This window comes from Haloarcula sp. R1-2 (assembly GCF_011627385.1).
In the GTDB taxonomy this organism is placed as follows: Archaea; Halobacteriota; Halobacteria; order Halobacteriales; family Haloarculaceae; genus Haloarcula; species Haloarcula marismortui.
Genome location: NZ_JAANTG010000003.1, coordinates 267,257 through 285,494, shown reverse-complemented (window position 1 = coordinate 285,494; position 18,238 = coordinate 267,257). Strand labels below are relative to the sequence as shown.

General features: G+C 63.1%; 13 protein-coding genes. 3 read left to right on the top strand and 10 right to left on the bottom strand.

Translation table 11 applies throughout. The features are described 5' to 3' along the window. Window positions 1–33: 33 nt before the first annotated feature. The 3 genes from G9C82_RS15420 to G9C82_RS15410 form a co-directional block, all read right to left on the bottom strand. Complete coding sequence (locus tag G9C82_RS15420) at window positions 34–1,839, bottom strand: hypothetical protein (protein WP_127014596.1); 1,806 nt, start codon at window positions 1,837–1,839, stop codon at window positions 34–36. A 257-nt stretch (window positions 1,840–2,096) separates the two neighbouring features. After that, window positions 2,097–4,964 (bottom strand): Ig-like domain-containing protein, encoded by a 2,868-nt coding sequence (locus G9C82_RS15415; protein ID WP_127014595.1) that lies wholly within the window; start codon window positions 4,962–4,964, stop codon window positions 2,097–2,099. 408 nt (window positions 4,965–5,372) lie between these two features. Further along, on the bottom strand, window positions 5,373–6,365 hold the full coding sequence (locus G9C82_RS15410) for a hypothetical protein (RefSeq protein WP_127014594.1): 993 nt from the start codon (window positions 6,363–6,365) through the stop codon (window positions 5,373–5,375). A gap of 221 nt (window positions 6,366–6,586) precedes the next feature. Here G9C82_RS15410 and G9C82_RS15405 point away from each other — a divergent pair, with 221 nt between their 5' ends. Next, window positions 6,587–7,804, top strand: coding sequence for a glycosyltransferase family 4 protein (locus tag G9C82_RS15405; RefSeq protein ID WP_127014593.1), 1,218 nt, complete (start codon window positions 6,587–6,589; stop codon window positions 7,802–7,804). On the opposite strand, the gene G9C82_RS15400 is transcribed toward G9C82_RS15405, so the two are convergent. Further along, window positions 7,801–9,021 carry a glycosyltransferase gene (locus G9C82_RS15400; RefSeq protein ID WP_127014592.1) on the bottom strand — a complete coding sequence of 407 codons (1,221 nt, stop codon included), beginning with the start codon at window positions 9,019–9,021 and terminating at the stop codon, window positions 7,801–7,803. The two genes, G9C82_RS15405 and G9C82_RS15400, sit on opposite strands and share 4 nt — an antisense overlap. A gap of 223 nt (window positions 9,022–9,244) precedes the next feature. After that, window positions 9,245–10,210 (bottom strand): glycosyltransferase family 2 protein, encoded by a 966-nt coding sequence (locus G9C82_RS15395; protein WP_127014591.1) that lies wholly within the window; start codon window positions 10,208–10,210, stop codon window positions 9,245–9,247. 282 nt (window positions 10,211–10,492) lie between these two features. Here G9C82_RS15395 and G9C82_RS15390 point away from each other — a divergent pair, with 282 nt between their 5' ends. Then, the gene (locus G9C82_RS15390) at window positions 10,493–10,768 is read left to right on the top strand and encodes a hypothetical protein (RefSeq protein ID WP_241244125.1); all 276 of its coding nucleotides are present in this window, start codon (window positions 10,493–10,495) and stop codon (window positions 10,766–10,768) included. A gap of 50 nt (window positions 10,769–10,818) precedes the next feature. Here the strand turns inward: G9C82_RS15390 and G9C82_RS15385 are convergent, their stop codons facing one another. The 5 genes from G9C82_RS15385 to G9C82_RS15365 all read right to left on the bottom strand — a co-directional run bounded on the left by G9C82_RS15385 (window position 10,819) and on the right by G9C82_RS15365 (window position 16,842). Next, window positions 10,819–11,487 (bottom strand): class I SAM-dependent methyltransferase, encoded by a 669-nt coding sequence (locus tag G9C82_RS15385; protein WP_127014589.1) that lies wholly within the window; start codon window positions 11,485–11,487, stop codon window positions 10,819–10,821. 189 nt (window positions 11,488–11,676) lie between these two features. Continuing rightward, window positions 11,677–12,651 (bottom strand): DUF1616 domain-containing protein, encoded by a 975-nt coding sequence (locus G9C82_RS15380; RefSeq protein ID WP_127014588.1) that lies wholly within the window; start codon window positions 12,649–12,651, stop codon window positions 11,677–11,679. Window positions 12,652–12,756: 105 nt separating this feature from the next. Next, window positions 12,757–13,872, bottom strand: coding sequence for a non-hydrolyzing UDP-N-acetylglucosamine 2-epimerase (wecB, locus tag G9C82_RS15375; RefSeq protein ID WP_127014587.1), 1,116 nt, complete (start codon window positions 13,870–13,872; stop codon window positions 12,757–12,759). Between the two features lie 152 nt (window positions 13,873–14,024). Beyond that, a complete protein-coding gene (locus G9C82_RS15370) occupies window positions 14,025–15,305 on the bottom strand; it encodes a nucleotide sugar dehydrogenase (protein ID WP_127014586.1) in 1,281 nt (426 codons plus the stop codon). 217 nt (window positions 15,306–15,522) lie between these two features. Continuing rightward, window positions 15,523–16,842, bottom strand: coding sequence for a glycosyltransferase family 2 protein (locus G9C82_RS15365; protein WP_127014585.1), 1,320 nt, complete (start codon window positions 16,840–16,842; stop codon window positions 15,523–15,525). Window positions 16,843–17,192: 350 nt separating this feature from the next. On the opposite strand from G9C82_RS15365, the gene G9C82_RS15360 reads away from it, so the two are divergent. Continuing rightward, entirely contained in the window at window positions 17,193–18,122 is a 930-nt protein-coding gene (locus G9C82_RS15360; RefSeq protein WP_127014584.1) for an NAD-dependent epimerase/dehydratase family protein, read from the top strand. Window positions 18,123–18,238: the final 116 nt, after the last annotated feature.

Here is an 18,238-nt window from a genome sequence, read left to right as displayed (position 1 = left end):
GGTTCTAATCCGCCTCGGCGGCGTTCGTCCCCGTTACGCCCCCTGTGCGCTGGTGCCGTTCGCCAAGTAAATCCTGAGGTCGCCGTTGTCGTAGGAGCGGTCGACGGTCCTGTCCCGGTTGAACCGCTGGAAGTCCTGTGGCGTGTACTTCCACCGCTGTGGGTAATCCGGGAACGTCTCCTGGTAGAAGATGCGCCCCTTCCTGTTTATCATCACGTACTTGCCGCTGTCGTAGTTCTGGCCGAAGTACCGGTTCATAGTATAGTTGAAATGCGCCGGAAGGAACTGCTCCCAGAACGGCAGCCCCTCGCTGACGCCGTGTTCCGCGTGGTGGAACCGACGGTACTCTATGTCGAAGTGGTACAGCTCGTTGTTCCCGGTCTCGTGTTCGGTCAGCCACTGGCTGCCCTCGACTTCCATCGCCGTGACCTGGTCGTTGGTCATCCCCGACAGGGGCGACGGGTACAGCGTGAGCGTAGACAGCACGACGAGTACCAGCACCGTGACGGTGGCGACCGACCGCACGCTACGGGCAAGCGACTGACTGCGCTGCCTGTGGCGGTTCCGGAGGACGTGGAACAGCGGGCCAAGCAGGAGCACCGCGCCGATTTTGGCCACCTGCCAGGGCCGCTGCTGCGTGACGATGAGGTCCAGCAGTAGGAACGCCAATCCGACGATCCCGAACACGCCCACGACCGCGCCCATCACGGTCGTCCGGGTGTCCAGTTCGTAGCGGCGCCTGAAACTGCGCAAGAGTGCGACCCCGAACAGGCCGCCCCCGAGGGCGAACAGCACCATCTCGGTGCCGAACCGGAAGGTGATGAACCGAACGATGTCTATCAGCGCCGGCGTCGCCTCCTGTGCGGTCTGTGTGTACGCCTGGACCGGGGCCTCGCTGCTGCTCGTGCCGAAGAGCACGCGATAGATAGTGTCGAACCGCAGTATGACTCCGGAGAAGTTGGAGTACCAGCTCACGATTATCGCGAGCGACAGCCCGAAACTGCTCGTCGGACTCCGGTATATCGTCCGTATCCGCGGGACGTACTGCACGACGTAGTACAGCATGAACACCCCCGCGACGAACACGGCGGTCAGCGGGTGATACAGGAGGAGACTCAGGAGCGTGAGCACGAGCGCCCCTCTGATTGCGGGGGTGGGGTACCGCTGACTCTTGAAAAACAGGTACAGGACGACCGGTATCAGCAGGATGCTGAAGTCGAACGGGCGAAAGAGCAGGTGGCTGTTGCCCAGTATCGGCAGCAAGACGGAGGGCAGGCCAAGGAGGAACCCCCGCCGGGAATCGGCCACCTGAAACAGCAGGTAAATCATCCCCCCGAAGTACACGGCGGAGAAAACTGCCGGTATCAGCATCGCCAGCGTCATCGTCTCCAGCCCGGTCGCGTCGGCGGTGGCGAACACGAGCAGGTGCGCGAGCGGGTAGATGTTCGCCCCGGTGGCACCGGTGTTGGCGATGTCCTGTACGTACCCCAGGTGCGTCAGCGGGTCTGCGTCGCCGTACATGACGTAGCCCCGGATGAGCGGCATCAACACCAGCAGCGCGTCCGTCGCCAGCATCAACACGGTGCCGAAAACCCAGGACCGCTCGTCCGGGTTCCCGATGCTCCCGAATATCAGTAGCGCACCGGCAAACAGCGACCCGACGACACAGCCCCAGAACGGCGCGGGATACGATTCGTAGAGCGATATCTCGTACTCGGTGGCCGTCGGCGTCGTCAGCACAATCGCCGTCGCGGCCACGAGCAGCAGGACGCCGACGGCCGCGATGGCTCCCGAGGACCGCGAGTCAGCGAACCAGGTGCGTGCTGGACCGTCGCTCATGGCTGCTCACCCACAGACATTGCTCACTCGCCCGGTGTTCGTACAGCCCAGTCCGGTACCTGCCGAGAGCGCCACCGTCATTCGTACTACGTCCGTTGACCAGTCCATATCATTGTTAGTGCGCTCCTAACCCGCTGCGTGTCTGCAGAGACTGTCGGCACTGAGTCCCACGTGACCAGGCGAATACGAGAGAGAATAGCGCGGACCGGACGAACGCGGAACCTCGCAGATACCGAGAGCGCCAGAGGACGGCATGCTCAGACGCTCACGGACTTGGTCGCGGAGACGGACTCCCCGTTACTGTCGACGACCGTGAGCGCGACGTCGTAGCTGCTCGCGCTCACCTGGTTGATGCTGAACATGTCGATGTCCGAAGCCGTATTTCCGCCGACGTCCCACTGGACGTTCTCTACCGTGGCGTTCGAGTCGGCGACGGCGATGGTAACCGACTGGAGGTCGCTGTCGCTGCTGTAGACGTCCCACACGACGGTGATGTCGGCTCTGCCGTCGCCCTGCTGGGACTCGGAGACGCTGAAGCGACCGATTTCCGGCTTCGCGCCGTCCGCCGCCGCGGATGCCGTCGCGGTCGCGGACGTGCCGTTCCCGCTGTCGTCGGTCGTGGTCACCACGACGTTGTACTCGTTGCCGGAGCCGCCGTCGCCGCTCGCCGTCAGCTCGGTCGTGCCGGTCGCCGAACTCCCGGAGACGTCGACGCTGACCGCCTCCTCCTGCTCGTTGTCGGTTTCGTCGTACAGACCCACGTCGACGGTCGAGAGGTCGCCGTCCGGGTCGCTGACGCCCCAATCGACCGCGAAGGCCGCGTCCGCGGTGTCGGTCTCGACCTCGGACACGGAGAGATTGTCGACGGCGGGGCCGGTCCCGCTGTTGTCGGTAGTGACCGTGGTGCTGCTCGAATCGGTGTTCCCGGCCGAGTCGGTCACTCTGGCGTCGAGCGTGTGGGTGCCGTCCGACAGCGCGGAGGTGTCCCAGGCGGCCTCGTAGTACCCCGTGTTCGAGTTGTACGACGCGGTCGACCAGGCGTCCCCGTCGACGCGGTACTCGACGTTCGGGGTGCCGGGGGAATCCTCGGCGTCGGTCGCACTAATCTGGAGCGTGACCGTCCCCTCGACCGTCTCCTCGCCGAGTGGCTGTTGCCACGTTATCTCGGGTCTGGCGTCGTCGAGCCGCGCCGGTTCGCCGTTCGTACCGACGCTGAAGAAGTCGAGCAGTTGCACGTCGCCCGACCAGGAGCCGATGCCGGTCCACCCGGGGTCGGTGACGTCGCCGTCCGTTACCTCGATGTCCCACGAGTCGGGCTCTCTGGAGCCGTAGCTCCAGCTCTTGGCTTTCACGGACGTGCCCTCGATGCGGAGCCGGAGATAGCTCCACTCTTGGAGGGGGGTGGTAGCGGCTACGGTTTCGCCGAGCGTGGTCTGTGACCCGCCGAAGTCCTTCTCGACGCGCAGTTTGATGTCGCCCTCGTGGCGCACGAACCAGGTCGAATAGCCGACCATGTTCCCGCTGGCGTCGACGCCGCCGCGCCCGATGAGGCGGCCCCAGCCGTCGCTCCCGGTGTCCGTCGACCCGACGCGGACCAGTCCCAGCACCTCGGTGTCGGCGTGCTCGCCGACGTCGTCCCAGGACATGGCGTGTGAGTCGGCCGAGCTAGCGCTGAACTCGACGTAGGCGTTGCCGGTGTTTGAATCGCCCGAGACGACCGACCAGTTCGACGGGTCGCCGTCCCACCGCGGCGTCCAGTCCGGGAGGCTGGTCTGTGATTCCTCCTCCGTCGCGGTCTGGGTCGGCTCTTCCTCGGTGGTGTCCTGCGTCTTCGCCCCGACCTCGTTTTCGGCCGGAACGTCCACGTTCACCGGGCTCCCGCCCGACAGGTGGTTACCCACGTCGATGCCGCCCGTGTTTCCGAGGCCGCCGACGTTGCCCGTCGAGAGCGTGGCGATGGACCCGTCCGAGTCCTCTGTCTCGAACACCTTCGCGTCGGTGTCGTGGACCGACATCTCGCCCACGTCGACGTTCCTGAACGCGACCCCCTGGCGGTCGCGGATGACCTCGTCGTCTTTGTACATGTTCGAGCCGGCGAAGGCGATTCGGTCGCCGACCCAGGTGAGGTCCGACGGGCCGCCGACCGTGTCACGCACTTGGAACGCGTAGGACGTGTGGTTCTTCGTCGATACGTCCTCCATGTCCAGCGTCACGTTGGTGTCTCCCCGGTCACCCAGGCTCTGGATGAAGTGCCGGCCGAGGAACCCGTCGTTTGGCTCGTCTGGGAGCAGCGATTCCAGTTCAGACGTGTACGCCGTGTGGTTGATGCGGCGGAGCGTCACCGACTCCCCGGCGGAGAGCTTGAGGAACTGACTGCCAGTACCGGCGGCGTACACGTTCCGAATCCGGTAGGTCCCGTCGTTGTAGCGGATGTTTATCGCGCTCCCCGGGCAGTTCTTTATTTTGCAGTTCTCGATGACTGTGGTGTTGCCCCCCGGCGTCTGGAGGGAGTCGAACGGGTGGGTGTTCGACCCGCTGTCCTTGTGATACTCGATGCCGATTCGCTCGAGCGTGCAGTACCGGGCGGACGAGAGGTACTGTCGACACCTGATGCCGCGCGTGTACGTGTCGGTAATCCGTACGTTGTACAGCGAAAACGACAGGGACCGGCCGGCGAGGGAGAACCCGTCAGCGCCGCCGTTGTGCCGGTCGAGATTGCCCAGGTTCGGGGCGTTCACGTCCAGCGTGAGCCCACGGATTTCGACTTCGCCGTGGTCGGCGTCCCCGTCGTAGATGAACGCCGTCTGGTTCGAGATGGCCGCGGGGTCCATGTGTTCGGTCACCGCGAGCGTGGACGCGTCGGGTCCATCGCCGTACACCGAGATGCCCCGCGGCTGGCCGCCGCCCATCTTGATGAGGCTGTAGACGTCTTCACTGCCGAAGTAGTAGGTGCCTGCCGGAACATATATCGACCCGTTCGGCCCGGCCGCGTCCATCGCGCTGTGAATCGCGTTCAGTACCTCCCGCGCGGACCGGAGGTCCGGGTCGCTGGAGTTGTGGTCGCTCCCTATCCCGTGGTCGGTGATGTCCTCGGCGCTGTCGGGCACGTAGGCTGGTCTCGTCATTGGTACCCTCCTTGACGACCCTCGCCAAACGTGTTGGAATACCGAGCACTCCACGCTTCAGAGGTGGCCGCGTTCCTTTCGAGGGCCACACTCAGACTCGTGCCCGAAGTTGTCCCACCACACGCGGTAAATCTGTTCCTAACTGCGGCTATCGGCCCACGAGAGTCGTTCTTACGCGACTCTCGCCCTTCTGCTCCGTCCTGACTCCTCACTCCAGTAACAGCTCCCTTCGCAAAGTAGTTCGGTCTTAACATGCCGTACCGACTTCGACCCGAGTACGGTATTATAAATTGTTACTTTATGTAGATATTTGATTGTTCGATACGGTTTCTTGAACACGACATACGTACCAGTTCGTATGTCCGACTGCCGGCCAGCCACTCACAGACGCTCGGGAGTCGGAACTGTTTATATGTAGCCGAGGTGCTCCAGGCGGTCCTCGACTTCTTCCTTCGACGGCTCCGCCTGCTCCGTGATGTCCGCGCGTGGCGTGCTCGTCTCGTTGTCCGTGGCGGAGGTAAGCGCCCAGGGGACCTTCTTGAGATTGGGGTGTGGTATCCCTTCGGGGTGGCCGTACTGTTTCATCTCTCCGAACAGTTCGCCGTGGTCGGCGGTGATGGCGACCCGCTCCGCGTCTACGTTGTCGAGCAGTCGGCGTATCGAACCGAGAACCAGTCGGAGGTTATATAGGTAGTTCTCCCAGGCGTCCTCTCTGGATATCTCCCCGCGCTGGATGGCCTCCCACGGATGGTCCTCGGCATCGGTGATGTCCCGCTGTTCCCTGTACGCGGCCGCCACGTGGGGACGATGTGGCTGATAGTAGTGGAGTATCATTCGCTCGTAGTCGAGGCTCCGTCCGGCCGAAATCGCCTGGTCTGTCACGACGTTCGGCGGGATGGTGTCGAAGTGGTCCTCGTACCGGTGGTGACGCGAGAACTGTTTCAGGAGCTTGAACTGGCTCCCGTCGACCACGTCCCAGTCCGCCCACGTGACCGGCGTGATGTACTTCCGCGGCGGCCGCTTGCCGTCCTCGAAGGTCGGCTGTGTGTGGGGGTTCGTGGAGAGATACACCGTCTCGGATATCTCCTCGGCGTGTTCCTGGGTAAACGTCTTACACAGCCACTCGTGTGACGAACTCCCCGTGGACCAGACGCTGTCGACCCTGTCGATGAACTCGAACTCGGGCGCGACTTCCCGCAGCGCGTCCACCCGGCAGGCGTCCAGTACGATGAGCAAATCCCACTCCCTGTCGTAGACGTTCGTGCCGAGCGGGCGCTGTGTCGTCAGCGAGAAATAGAGACCGTTGTAAGCGCCACCTAGAAAATACCGGAGCCCCGTCTCGCCCCCCTTGACCTGGCCTCCCGTCAGAGTTCGCAGCCAATCGCGTATATTCGTCTTCACGGCAATGACATCCGGAGAGAATCGTATAGTTATATATCTTCTACCCGGAAGCCCCCGAATGCGCCACCCGAACGCCGGCCACGGGGCGTACCGCGTCTTCCGGTCCGTCAGAGGCGCAGGCGAACGTAGCCTCCGACTGGGTGGCCCCGGCGATGCCGGTTGTGAGTAGGCCGCTCGGTATCAGATGCATACTTAATGACGGACCCTGCCAGCTATCGTCCATGTACCGTGCGGTCGTAAGCGCGATGAACCATCCGGACCCGTTCAACCCCTACATGGGGCTGTTCAATTTCCGCTCCATCAGGGCCCTCAGTAGGACAGCAACCGAGGTCGACGTCGTGACCCCCCGCCCGAGAGCGCCGCCGGTCGGCCCCTACTCAGAATTCGGCGAAATCCCGAGTCGGCACGACTACGGCTCCCACGAGGTCCACTATCCCAGGTTCCTCTACCTGTTACCGCAGAAACTGTTCAAGTACACGCTCTCGTCGCGGTCGTTCGCGGACATGCTCCCGGAGTACATCTCGACGCACTTCGAGACGCCGGACATCTGTCACGCCGGCCACATCCACTACGACGGCTACGGGCTGGCGTCGTACTGCTGGAGCAACGACGTCCCACTGACGGTGATGGGCCGCGGGAAGATTCTGAACAACTTCTACGACCTCTCACAGATAAGCCGGCGGAAAATCAGGGGGACCCTCGAGTACGCCGACGGGATTTTCTGCGTCAGCGAGTCGCTCGCCCGCATCGCCAACGACATCACCGACACGCCGAAAGCGACCGTGCTCCCGAACGGGGCGGACCCGTCGCGGTACCCGACGGACAACGAGCAGGCGATTCGGGAGGAGCTGGGCATCGACCGCGATACTACTGTCGTCATGTTCTGCGGTGGCTACACCGAGCGGAAGGGTATCAACGAGATATGCGAGGCCCTGGACGACATCCGGAGCGACGACGTGGCCTTCGTTTTCGTCGGCCATTACGGCGACCTCCGCACGGACCTCATCGGCGCGCTCAAAGCCAGCCACCACGACAACTACCGGGTGCTCTGGGAAGTCCCGCCGCTCGGGCTCCGGCGGTGGTTCGCCGCCGCCGACATCTTCATGCTCCCGAGCCACGCCGAGGGCCGGCCGAACACGATTTACGAGTCGATGGCCAGCGAGACCGCGGTCGTCGCCTCCGCCGTGTCCGGCATTCCGGAGCAGGTCGAAGACGGCGAGACCGGCATTCTGATTCCAGCCAAAGACCCTGACGCGCTCGCTACCGCTCTGAACAGTCTCATCGACGACCCCGAAAAGCGAGAGCGGCTGGGCGCAAACGGCAAGGCGCGGCTGGTCTCGAAGGGCTGGACGTGGGACGCACACGGCCGACGACTGGCAACTCTCCACGAAGCGATTCTCGACGACGGCCAACTCCCGGCGAGTGAAGTACTGAACTAGCGCCCGGCCCCGGCTGCAAAGACGTGTTCGTCGAGGAACCGCTCGTACTCGTCGAACACGGGCTCGGGCGAGAAGTCGTCGGCGCGGGACCGCAACCGGTCCGGGTCGGGCGGGTCGGCGAGCGTGTCACAGACCGCGTCGGCCAATCCGTCCACGTCTCCCACCGGTACGAGCCGCCCGTACTCCCCGTCCGCGAGGATTTCGCGGGGACCGCTCGGACAGTCCGTCGACACGACCGGACAGCCGACCGACAGACACTCTATCAGCACCGTCGGGAGCCCCTCGTACCGCGACGACAGGAGGAAGGTGTCGGCCTTGGCCATGTACCGGTACGGGTTGTCGACGTATCCGGGCAGGGACACCACGTCGGAGAGCCCGCGCCGCTCAACCAGCGCCGCGATGTCGTCCCGGCACTGTCCCTTGCCGGCAATTATCCCGCGTGCGTTCGGGTTCCTGTCGACGACTCGCTCGAACGCACGGACCCAGCTGTCCAGGTTCTTCTGGCCCGCGTGTCGCCCGACGAACAGGACCACGTCCCGGTCGCCGTCTTCCACCCACTCGTGGTCGACCGGCCGGCTTGCGCGCTCGCGGATTCGCTCGACGTCGACGGGGTTGTGCAGCACGGACACGTCGTCCCTGTCGACGGGCGTCTGCTCGACGAGGCTGTCGGCGACGCCCTCCGAGACGCTGATTATCCGGTCCGAGGCGGGATAGAGACGCGGGACTACCTGCTCGACGATTCGGTCTTTCGGTGTCGCCTCCACCTCGTGTCCGAACGCCGAGTGCTGGGTCGGGATTACGGGGGTTTCGGTGTCGAGGAGCCTGTTGATGGTGAGACAGACGATGCTCGGGTGTTCGAGGTGGGGAAATAGCGCCGCCGGCTTCTCCCTGTGCAGGTACGAAACGAGCGCCGGAAGGTGTGCGGCGACCCCCACCGCCGGCGTCTTGGACGGCGGCAGTTCGACGATAGAGACCCGCTCGGAGAGTTCCGACCGGAGCTCGCCGCTCGCACGCGACAGGAGCAGGTCGATGTCGTACCCCCGCTCCGCCAGCCCGTTCACGATTGTGATTGCGACCTGCTCCGCGCCGCCGACCGAGAGGTCCGGAATGAAGAACGCTAGTAGCGGTCGGTGCCTGTCTGTCGCTACCGAACTACTTCGTTCCGCCCGCGTCGGGGCAGCGAGTCCATCGTCGTCCGAAAGCGTCGGCGCGTCCATTACCGTCGCAGTGCCGTCCGATAGTCTTTGTTAGTCACTGGATTCGCGCGGCGACGACGCGGATTCTCCAGTCTACCCGGGTGGTCGCCCGACTCCACCCCGTGGGTCGAGTCGAGCGTTCGCTTCGCGTCGACGTGTCGACGGGCTGAGAAGGCGAACTCGTGTAGTACTGCTCCGAGTCCGAGAAGGGCGAGCGTTCCGTAGACGGGCGTAACGCCGGCCGCTACACGGGGACCATCTCGGCGACCCGGCGGCGCAGGGACGCAATCGACTCGTAGGTCCACTTGCCGCCAAGCGAGGGCAGCAGATGGGGGTAGACGGGGCGGTGCAGCGGGTTGGCGAAAAACGCCAGCAAGAAGTACTTCCGCGCTTCGCCGTACTCCCCGGCGCGTATCGCCGACCGGGCGAGCGACCGTCGCATGGACGCGCGGAAGGTCCGCTCGTAGTAGCGGCCGTACTCCGCCGCGAGGTCACCGTGTTTCTCGACGAACAGCGGATAGGCCACGTCGCGCTTCTGCTGGAAGTTCACGGTGATGCTGTCCTTTCGCCCGGTCTGGCGGTACGTAAGCGCCTCCTCGACCGGCTGGAACTTGCAGGACTGGGCGAGCCGGAAGAACCACTCGCGGTCCTGCCACGCCGGGAACCGCTCGTCAGGGAGGCCGGCGTCGGCAATCGCCTCGGCGTCGACCAGTACGGAGGAGAACTGTCCGAAGTTCGACCCCGTCAGCAGGTCGGTGACCACGTCTCCCGACGCGGTCGGCGTCGAGACCGTCGTCCCGGCCGGGTGCTCCCGTCTGACCCACGTGTAGACGACGCCCGTCTCCGGCGGGGACCGCGAGAAGGTCTCGACCTGTTTCCGGACCTTCGTCTCGTCCCACTCGTCGTCGTCGTCGAGAAACGCGACGTACTCGCCGTCCGCGGCCCGGATGCCCGTGTTCCGGGCGACGTTTGCACCCCTGTTTTGCTCGTGGCGGATGACCGTCATCCGGTCGTCGCTCAAGAACCGCTCGGGCAGCGTGGTCGCTACGGGCGTCGGCGAGCCGTCGTCGACGACGAGGAGTTCGAGCCGCTCGTACTGCTGGTCGAACACGCTCGCAATCGCGTCCGGCAAGTCCTCGTCCCGACCGTACGTGGGTATGACCACACTCACGAGCGGCGCCTCGTCGTCGGTGTTTCCTCCTGTCGGCATGTGTCCTATTTTACGCTCTGTGGGCTAGTACAGTTAAGTACAACATCGCTACCGGACGCCGGGGTCCCTCTTGGCTGCCGTGGCGCGCCGGTTTGAGACGACATCCCTACGGCGGGCCGAACGCCCCGATTACGGGGTAGATAACACGCAATCGAGCGAACCGACGCGTGGTAGTCGGTGTATTATCGACCGCGCCGACAGGTATTCAGGGGCATTACTATTGGTCAGGTTGCACTAGGTTGTGGTACGCAATCCATGTCGATGAACGAGTGGGTCTCATCCATGTCGGTGTCAGTACCTACGCGGAGCCGGTTCCGGTGGTTTCTCCTCTCCTTCGTGACGCTGGGTATCGTCTCGTCGGTCGCCCTCTGGGCCGTCGGCATCACCGGCGCGGAAATATACCTCGTTGCGATGTTTCTGGCGCTGCTCGTGACCAGCGAACTGTTCCCTCCGGTGGCCGACGAGCAGTGGTGGCGCTGGCTGCTCCTGGTCAAACTCGCCGGCTGGCTCGTCACTCTGTACGTCCTGTTCGAGCGTGTCTCCGGCGTCATCCAGTAGTCGAGTTTGAGCACTGTCCTCGACCCAGTTCTGTTCGTGAGTGTACCGAATCAATCGACGAAGCACTTCATGTAGTGGGTGTTCAGCCGCAAGACGGTCGTGGCGAGTATCCACTTCGCGTCCCAGTCGTTGAGACGCCTGCTGAACAGTTCGCGGGAGTTGACGGACTCGTGTGCGATACGAAACCCGTGGTCCGCGAGCTCGTCTCGGACTTCTGCGGGTGAAAAGTGGTGTAGATGCGGCCGGTCGACGTATTTCATCCGCTTTCTCACGAACTTTGGAAGCGAAAAGGTGTTAATCTTAAATAGAAACGTCCCGTCTGTCTTCAACACCCTCGAAATCTCGTCTAGAATCGTGGAAGGATGGATAGCGTGGTCGATGATATTGAGACTTGCGACGACATCGAACGAGCTATCTTCGAAGGGCAGCGATTCACCGGCGGCCTGAACGACTGGCTCGGTTCTGAGTGCCGGGTTCGATAGCTTTCCCAACACTGGGTCGACGCCGCCGACCAGTTGTACCTCCGATACGGATTCGGCGACGGAGTACGTGAGCCCGCCAGTCCCGCACCCGACCTCCAACACTCGTCCGTCCAGAATGTCCCTGCTGGAGTCGAACTCCTCGTCTATCCAGCGTAACTCCAGTTCTCCCCGCGATATCTCCTGGTGGAACTTCGTCTCCGCTCGCTGTGCTTCCTGCCAGCGACTTTTCGATACCATGACCTTCCTACATGTTTTACAATTAACAAAAGTATGTGTGCGTTACCAGATGACACGATTTGGACAGTTCAACGGCCGCTTTTCTCCGATTCGGGTCTTGGAATCGTGTCCGCTGTCGCGAAAAAACCACGGGCAACGGCGGGACCTCGACCCGGATAACGTTGCCTTTATCAGATGTATCCTGTGCCCTCAGCTGTTGGTGACGTCGACCCAGATGTGAGTGCGCCGATATGCGTTCGCGGGGCGCGGATTCGCTCCGGCCGGGGCCTCGCCGCGGTAGAGGAGATACGACACTCGGACGTTCTCACCGACCAACGAGGGCGTCATCTCGTGTGGCCGCGTGAGCGTCTCGCCCGCCGCGACACGGGCGTCGAACCGGTCGAGCCGTGCGGTGCTCAGGACGGTGCCGTTCTCGATTCGCTGGGCGATGACGACCACCGTGTAGTCCATGTCCTGTCCCTCGTGGTTGCCGATAGTGACCTGCACCGTCGCCGAACTGCCGAGCGGCACCTGTGACGGGTACTCAGAGGCGACGAGTTCCCCGTCGTCGGACTCCGCCATCAGCCCGAACTCCGTGAACTGCTCGCCCCGCTCGGCCGTCATGGCCGCGTACCCGATTCCGGTCCCGGAGACGAGAAGCCCGAGTACGAGCAGGACGTGCAACGCCCCGACGCCGCCGGACGGCCGCAGGGACGCCCGGAACCGCGCGCTCGTCACCCACCGCAGGGGACTGAACCGCTCAGCCGGTGGGACTCGCAGCCGTCGGGCCGCCCCAGCAACGGTGAGCAGTACGGTCGTGGCCCCGATAGAGAACTGGAACAGTCCGGTGGTCGCGCCGTACGACAGGAGGACTAACCCGAGCCCCACTAGCGGGACCAGACAGATGCTGACCCCGACCGAGAGGACGAGCCGCTCACCGGGCGAGATTCGGCCTCCTCGGTCCTCGAACAGCCCCGCCTCGGAGGCACGGCGCGGGAACAGGAGGGAAACCAGGGCGTATCCCGGCGCGATGAGCACCGCTGCCAGCCCCAGAACGGCCTGGACGGACAACTGTCCGACGTACCCCTGGGCCGCGGCGAGGTGCCAAAGACCGAGGAGTCCCACCAGTAACAGGTCGACCGGGAGTGCGTCCACCTCGATGCCTGCGTCTGCGTCAGTTGCCATTACCGGCTGGAGAGGGCGGAGTAATAAAATAAGAAAGTTACTACTGGCACGGGCAACCGGTGGGACCGGGCGTCCCGCTCTCGTAAGCCCGGCCAGAGACCCCGCTTACTCCGTCGCCGTGACTGTCTCGCCGACGGCGAGTTCCGGAATCGTATCAAGAATCTGAACGGCGGCTGTCCCATCTCCAAAAGGCGTTTTCCAGTCCCCAGCCTTTCCACGCATTTGTGTCGCCGCCGCAACGATAGCGCTCGGCTCCCGACCGGCAACGCAGTTCGCACCGACGAACGCCGTCTCGGGCCGTTCGGTCCCGTAGCGGAGCGTTACACACGGCGTCCCGAGGATACTTGTTTCCTCCTGAACCCCGCCTGAATCGGTAAACACCACGTCCGCTGTACTCTCCAAACGGAGGAAATCAAAGAACCCCAGCGGCTCGACGAGTCGGATCCGGGCCGGGACCGCGATACCGAACTCTTCGAGGCGGTCCTCTGCCCGGGGGTGTATCGGGTAGATGACCTCCTGGTCCGCTTGAGCGCTCGCCCGAGAGACGCCGCTGAGAATTCGCTCGAACGCGTCACGGTCATCAACCGTCTCTACACGGTGGGCGGTCAGGAGATCGAACTGCCCCTCAGTGAGGCCGAGTTCGCTCAGAATCCGACTTTCGCTCGCGGCTCTATCGTCGTAGGTCTGGACTGCATCCACAACCGTGTTCCCGGTAACCGTGATGCGGTCTTCCGGAATGCCCTCGTTCCGGAGTAGCGCCGCCGTCTCCTCAGTCGGTGGGAAGAGGTGGTCGGAGATGTGGTCGATGATGACCCGATTGGTTTCCTCGGGCATATCGTCGTCGAAGCTCCGAAGCCCGGCCTCAACGTGGGCCACATCGACGTCCATCTTGCTCCCCACGAGTGCGCCCGCGAGCGTCGAGTTCGTATCCCCCTGAACGAACACGACTGCCGGTTCGATGTCGTGGAGTTCCTCCTCGATGCCGGCGAGCATGGCTCCGGTCTGGGCCCCGTGATCATCGGAGCCGACCTCCAGATTCGCATCCGGCGGCGATAGCCCGAGCTGTCGAAAGAAGACCGCGTCCAGCGAGTCCGAGTAGTGCTGCCCGGTGTGGATTACGTGCGTGTCGACACCGCGCCGGTGACACTCCTGGATTACCGGTGCGAGCTTGATTATCTCCGGACGCGTTCCGAGCACGAAGCTGACGTTGCTTCCTGTCATTGTGGTCCCCGGTTTCGCAGGTCAGGCGTCCGATACCAGTCGCGTCCAGTCGGTTCCATACCGGTTTCGTAAGCAACCAACAGAATTGTTATAAACTTCCTACGCCGTCGGTTCTGCGCGTCACTGCATCGTCTGTCAGGGATGTGCCTAGCTCAGATTGTCCGGACATCGAATCCATGATCGGTCCACCGCTCCGCGTCGATAACGTCGACCGGGTCGATCACGGTCCGTCCCGACATCTTCGAACCAATAGCTTCCGGGTCGAGGTCGCCAAACTCGTCGTGTGACGCCCCGAATATCACCGCATGAGCGCCGTCGACTGCCGTTTCGAGCGAGACGAGTTGCAGCCTCGAATCCGTCGCTCGCGGGTCGTGGATGGTAACCGAGCTCTCGCCCCACCCGCCGTCAACGGCCGTACGAGCCTCTGTCGTGATGTCTCCAAGCAGTTTCGCGACCTCTAGGCCGGGGCTGTTCCGAGTGTCGCTGACGTTCCCCTTGTACGTGATTCCGAGGACGGCCACAGTCTTGCCGTGTAGCGAGCCGACGGCGTCTTCAACCATTCTGACGACGTGTTCCGGCATCCGGTCGTTGACCTGACTCGCCACGTCGAGTAGTTCCGTCGCACCTGTCCCGTCGCTCAGGAAGTGCGGGTCGACGGGGAGACAGTGTCCGCCGACGCCGGGTCCCGGATTCAGGATGTCGACCCGCGGATGGTTGTTCGCGAGACTGATGGCAGACCGCACGTCGACGCCGTAGTTCTCGGCCAGTAGTGCAAGCGTGTTCGCGTAGGCGATGCTGACGTTCCGCTTCGCGTTCTGTGCGAGTTTCACGAACTCGGCGGTCGTCGGGTCAGCGCTGACATGGATCTCCCCGCTGGTGAGCGACTCGTAGAGTGCCTTGATCGTTCTGACAGACGCCTCGTCGACGCCGCCGACGATGCGGTCGTTCGTGCGGAGTTCGCTGAGCGTGTTCCCCGGCATCACTGTTTCTGGCGTGTATCCTAACTCCACGTCGTCTCCGACGTCGAGCCCCCCTCGGGAAAGAATCGGGGCCAGGACTTCGGTGGTCGTTCCCGGCGGGACCGTCGACTCCAGAATTACGGTGTCGCCTGACCTGAGTACGCTCGCCACGTTCCGTCCGGCGTCTTTCACGTAGGTGAGGTCCGCTTCGCCGTTCATCTCGTCGTACGGCGTCGGCACACAGATTACGTGTACATCGGCTGGTTGCGGCTGGCGGCTCAGCGCCAAGTTCCCCTCCAGTGCGTCCTGCACGTACGATTCGAAATCCGGTTCGCTGACTGTCGGTTCGCCCTCGCTGAGACGTTCAAGCACGTCTTCATCGACGTCGAAACCGATGACCTCGGTACCGTTGTTGGCGAAATGTGCCGCGGTCGCGAGCCCAATGTATCCGAGCCCGTGGACGCAGATAGTCACCTTTCCGAGGCCTCCCGTGGTTCCCCGGATGATTCACGGCGCTGTCCTCGTTCCAGACAGTCCGGTTTGGGTTCGTGTCCCATTGGCCTACGAATGAGATACGGTACTCTTTGTTATGCAGAAGTTGTGTACGGTCGGCGGCCACAGGCACCGGGTAAACACTGCCTGACAGACAGTGAGGCACAGGGTAATAGCCGGCCTGCCGTCGCGTCGCCGGCTACTGCCGGTACAGTTCCAGAGAGTGGAGAATGATTCCAGTGAAGGAGGCAAGGATGCCGGTGATGGTGAAGGTAGTGCTCGCCAGCGCGTGCCCGAGTGGGAAGGTCCCACTCTGGAAATAATTGAACATTGTGAGGTACGTGAACACGAATCCGGCGAGAACGAAGCAGACACCGGGGACGCCGAGCAACATAATCGGGTGTTCTCGCTCGACTGTCCGGATGATGTTCCCGACGAGCGTGAGTCCGTGCTCGACCGGACCGAGGTTGTTGGACGCCTCCACGTCGTAATCTATTGTCGTCGGCACCTCCGCTATCTGGTAGCCGTTCGAGTGGGCGTGATACAGGATATTCGTGCTCGCGTCCATCCGGTCGCCGATCGAACTGTCCGAAGCCAGCGAGCTTATCGCCGTCTGGCTGTACGCCCGGAAGCCGCTCTGCGTATCACGTATTCGATTGGTCGGCGTGAGGATTCCGAGGCTGAGGTTGGTCATGACATTGACCGTGAACAGCCCGAACCGCCTATACAGCGGCATCTCGGTCTCGGTGGATTCACCGAACCGGTTCCCGATGACAATCTCCGCCTCCGATTCCCGCTGCCGTTCGACCAACTCTGGGATGTCGCTCGGGTCGTGTTGACCGTCGGCATCGAGGACGACCAGATGGTCGGTGGCGTTCCGGTCCGCCTGTTCGAAGATGCTCTTGAGCGCACCTCCGTACCCGACGTTGCGCTCATGTTCGTACACCGTTGCGCAGGCTGCCTCTGCGACTTTGACGGTTTGGTCAGTGCTCCCGTCATCGACGACCAGAACGGTGTCGGCGTACTCTCTGGCCGATTCAACCACGGTCCCGATTGTCCCCGCTTCGTTGTACGCCGGAATTCCGACCATGACGGTCGGCTCCGGGTCGGTGACCGGTTCGATGCGGGCATCGATAGTGAACGTCTCGGCACTGTTCAGCGCCTCACGGCTCGCCGGGAGACTGACCGACCCATCCCCCTCGCCGTGGTACACGAGGCCCGGATATCCCGCTTGTCTAGCGTACCGCCGCAGTCGCTCGCGGGGGGTATCAGTTTGGGGTTGACTCCCGGACGGGTCGACCACCTCCGCATCGAGCCAGCGGGCAAAAGTGAGCGCCTGCGGGTCAGCGTCGACGGCCGCCGTGACGATTACCTGATGTGCCCGTGAGTGTATGCGGAGGATTTCGGCCGCTATCCACTCGGCGTTTGACTCGGTTGCGACCAGTCCCACCGCTGGCAAGTTCTTCGAAACCTCGCGAATACCGTCACTCGCGGGCGGTTGCTGGATTCTGTCAGACATTTCAGCCCAACTCTCGAACCGCACTCGGCAGCGGTCGCTCAGTGTGGTCGTCCACGAGCTCCGGTACGCGTATTGGCATCATTGTGTCGGGTAGTGGACTCCGTTGTGCTCCGCTGTGTACGAGTTGACATATTGTTATTCCCAGCTTTCGGCTGGCAGCGTTATTCTGCGCCATCCGCAGTGAGCAGATAACAAACAGTAGTACTACTCAGAGCAAGCCGGCATATCCCTGCGGTAGCCACAGCGCAACTCAGACTGGTGTACAGCCTGTGAGACACATTTTCCGGTCGCAGAAGACGACCGTATGCGTACGAATAACTTAAACCGTGAGAACCGCGTCTCCGAACGACATGTCTACAGATACCTTCAGCGGCCGTCGGGTACTGGTCACCGGAGGTGGTGGCTTCATCGGGAGCCATCTGGCGTCGGCACTGGCTGTGGACAACCATGTGCGAGTCCTCGACGACTTCTCGACAGGACGGCGGGCGAACCTCCCCGATGACGTGACCGTTATCGAGGGTGACGTTCGGGACAGGGAGACGCTCGATGCGGCGATAGAGGGCGTCGACGTCGTGTTTCACGAGGCGGCGATGGTCAGCGTCCCAGAGTCAATCGAGCAACCGGTCGACTGCCACGAACTGAACGGCACGGCGACCGTCAACGTGTTCGACTGCGCTCGGCGGCAGGACACGCGGGTGGTGTTCGCGTCCAGCGCCGCCGTGTACGGCGCCCCTGACGACGTTCCCATTGGGGAAGACGCGGTAACCGAACCAAATAGTCCATACGGCTTCGAGAAATACCTAGGGGAGCAGTACGCGCGGTTTTACACCGAGGAGTACGGGCTACCGACGGTTCCGCTACGGTACTTCAACGTCTACGGTCCACGCGGGCTTGACGGAGAGTACGCCGGTGTCATTGGCACATTCGTCCGTCAGGCCCAGGCCGGTGAGCCGCTCACGGTCGAGGGCGATGGGACACAGATGAGGGACTTCGTCCACGTCGACGACGTTGTGCGTGCGAACCTGCTCGCAGCTACGACGGACGCCATCGGCCGGCCGTTCAACGTCGGGACCGGACGGAGCATTAGCATAAACGAACTCGCCGAAACGGTCCGAGACGTCGTCGGTACGGACATCGCGGTCGAGCACGTCCCCGGTCGCGCGAACGACATTCAACAGAGCGAAGCAGACCTCGGTGACGCACGCGAACTGCTCGGGTACGAACCGTCCCTGCCCCTCCGGAAGGGCCTCGAAGTGACGCTCGACGCCGAACAGACGTGAGTCACTTTTCGACGATCACACCTGTATCGCAAGGACGCTGCGAGAAACCCCATACGCCGACCTCCTCGAGTGCAATGTCTTGTTAGGAGTTTACTTACGAGAGCTGTTCGAGGAGG

Bases quoted from the DNA above. Each gene is read 5' to 3' on its own strand.
- G9C82_RS15420 (WP_127014596.1), bottom strand. From the start codon at position 1,839: ATGAGCGACGGTCCAGCACGCACCTGGTTCGCTGACTCGCGGTCCTCG.
- G9C82_RS15415 (WP_127014595.1), bottom strand. From the start codon at position 4,964: ATGACGAGACCAGCCTACGTGCCCGACAGCGCCGAGGACATCACCGAC.
- G9C82_RS15405 (WP_127014593.1), top strand. From the start codon at position 6,587: ATGTACCGTGCGGTCGTAAGCGCGATGAACCATCCGGACCCGTTCAAC.
- G9C82_RS15400 (WP_127014592.1), bottom strand. From the start codon at position 9,021: ATGGACGCGCCGACGCTTTCGGACGACGATGGACTCGCTGCCCCGACG.
- G9C82_RS15395 (WP_127014591.1), bottom strand. From the start codon at position 10,210: ATGCCGACAGGAGGAAACACCGACGACGAGGCGCCGCTCGTGAGTGTG.
- G9C82_RS15390 (WP_241244125.1), top strand. From the start codon at position 10,493: ATGTCGGTGTCAGTACCTACGCGGAGCCGGTTCCGGTGGTTTCTCCTC.
- G9C82_RS15385 (WP_127014589.1), bottom strand. From the start codon at position 11,487: ATGGTATCGAAAAGTCGCTGGCAGGAAGCACAGCGAGCGGAGACGAAG.
- G9C82_RS15380 (WP_127014588.1), bottom strand. From the start codon at position 12,651: ATGGCAACTGACGCAGACGCAGGCATCGAGGTGGACGCACTCCCGGTC.
- wecB (WP_127014587.1), bottom strand. From the start codon at position 13,872: ATGACAGGAAGCAACGTCAGCTTCGTGCTCGGAACGCGTCCGGAGATA.
- G9C82_RS15365 (WP_127014585.1), bottom strand. From the start codon at position 16,842: ATGTCTGACAGAATCCAGCAACCGCCCGCGAGTGACGGTATTCGCGAG.
- G9C82_RS15360 (WP_127014584.1), top strand. From the start codon at position 17,193: ATGTCTACAGATACCTTCAGCGGCCGTCGGGTACTGGTCACCGGAGGT.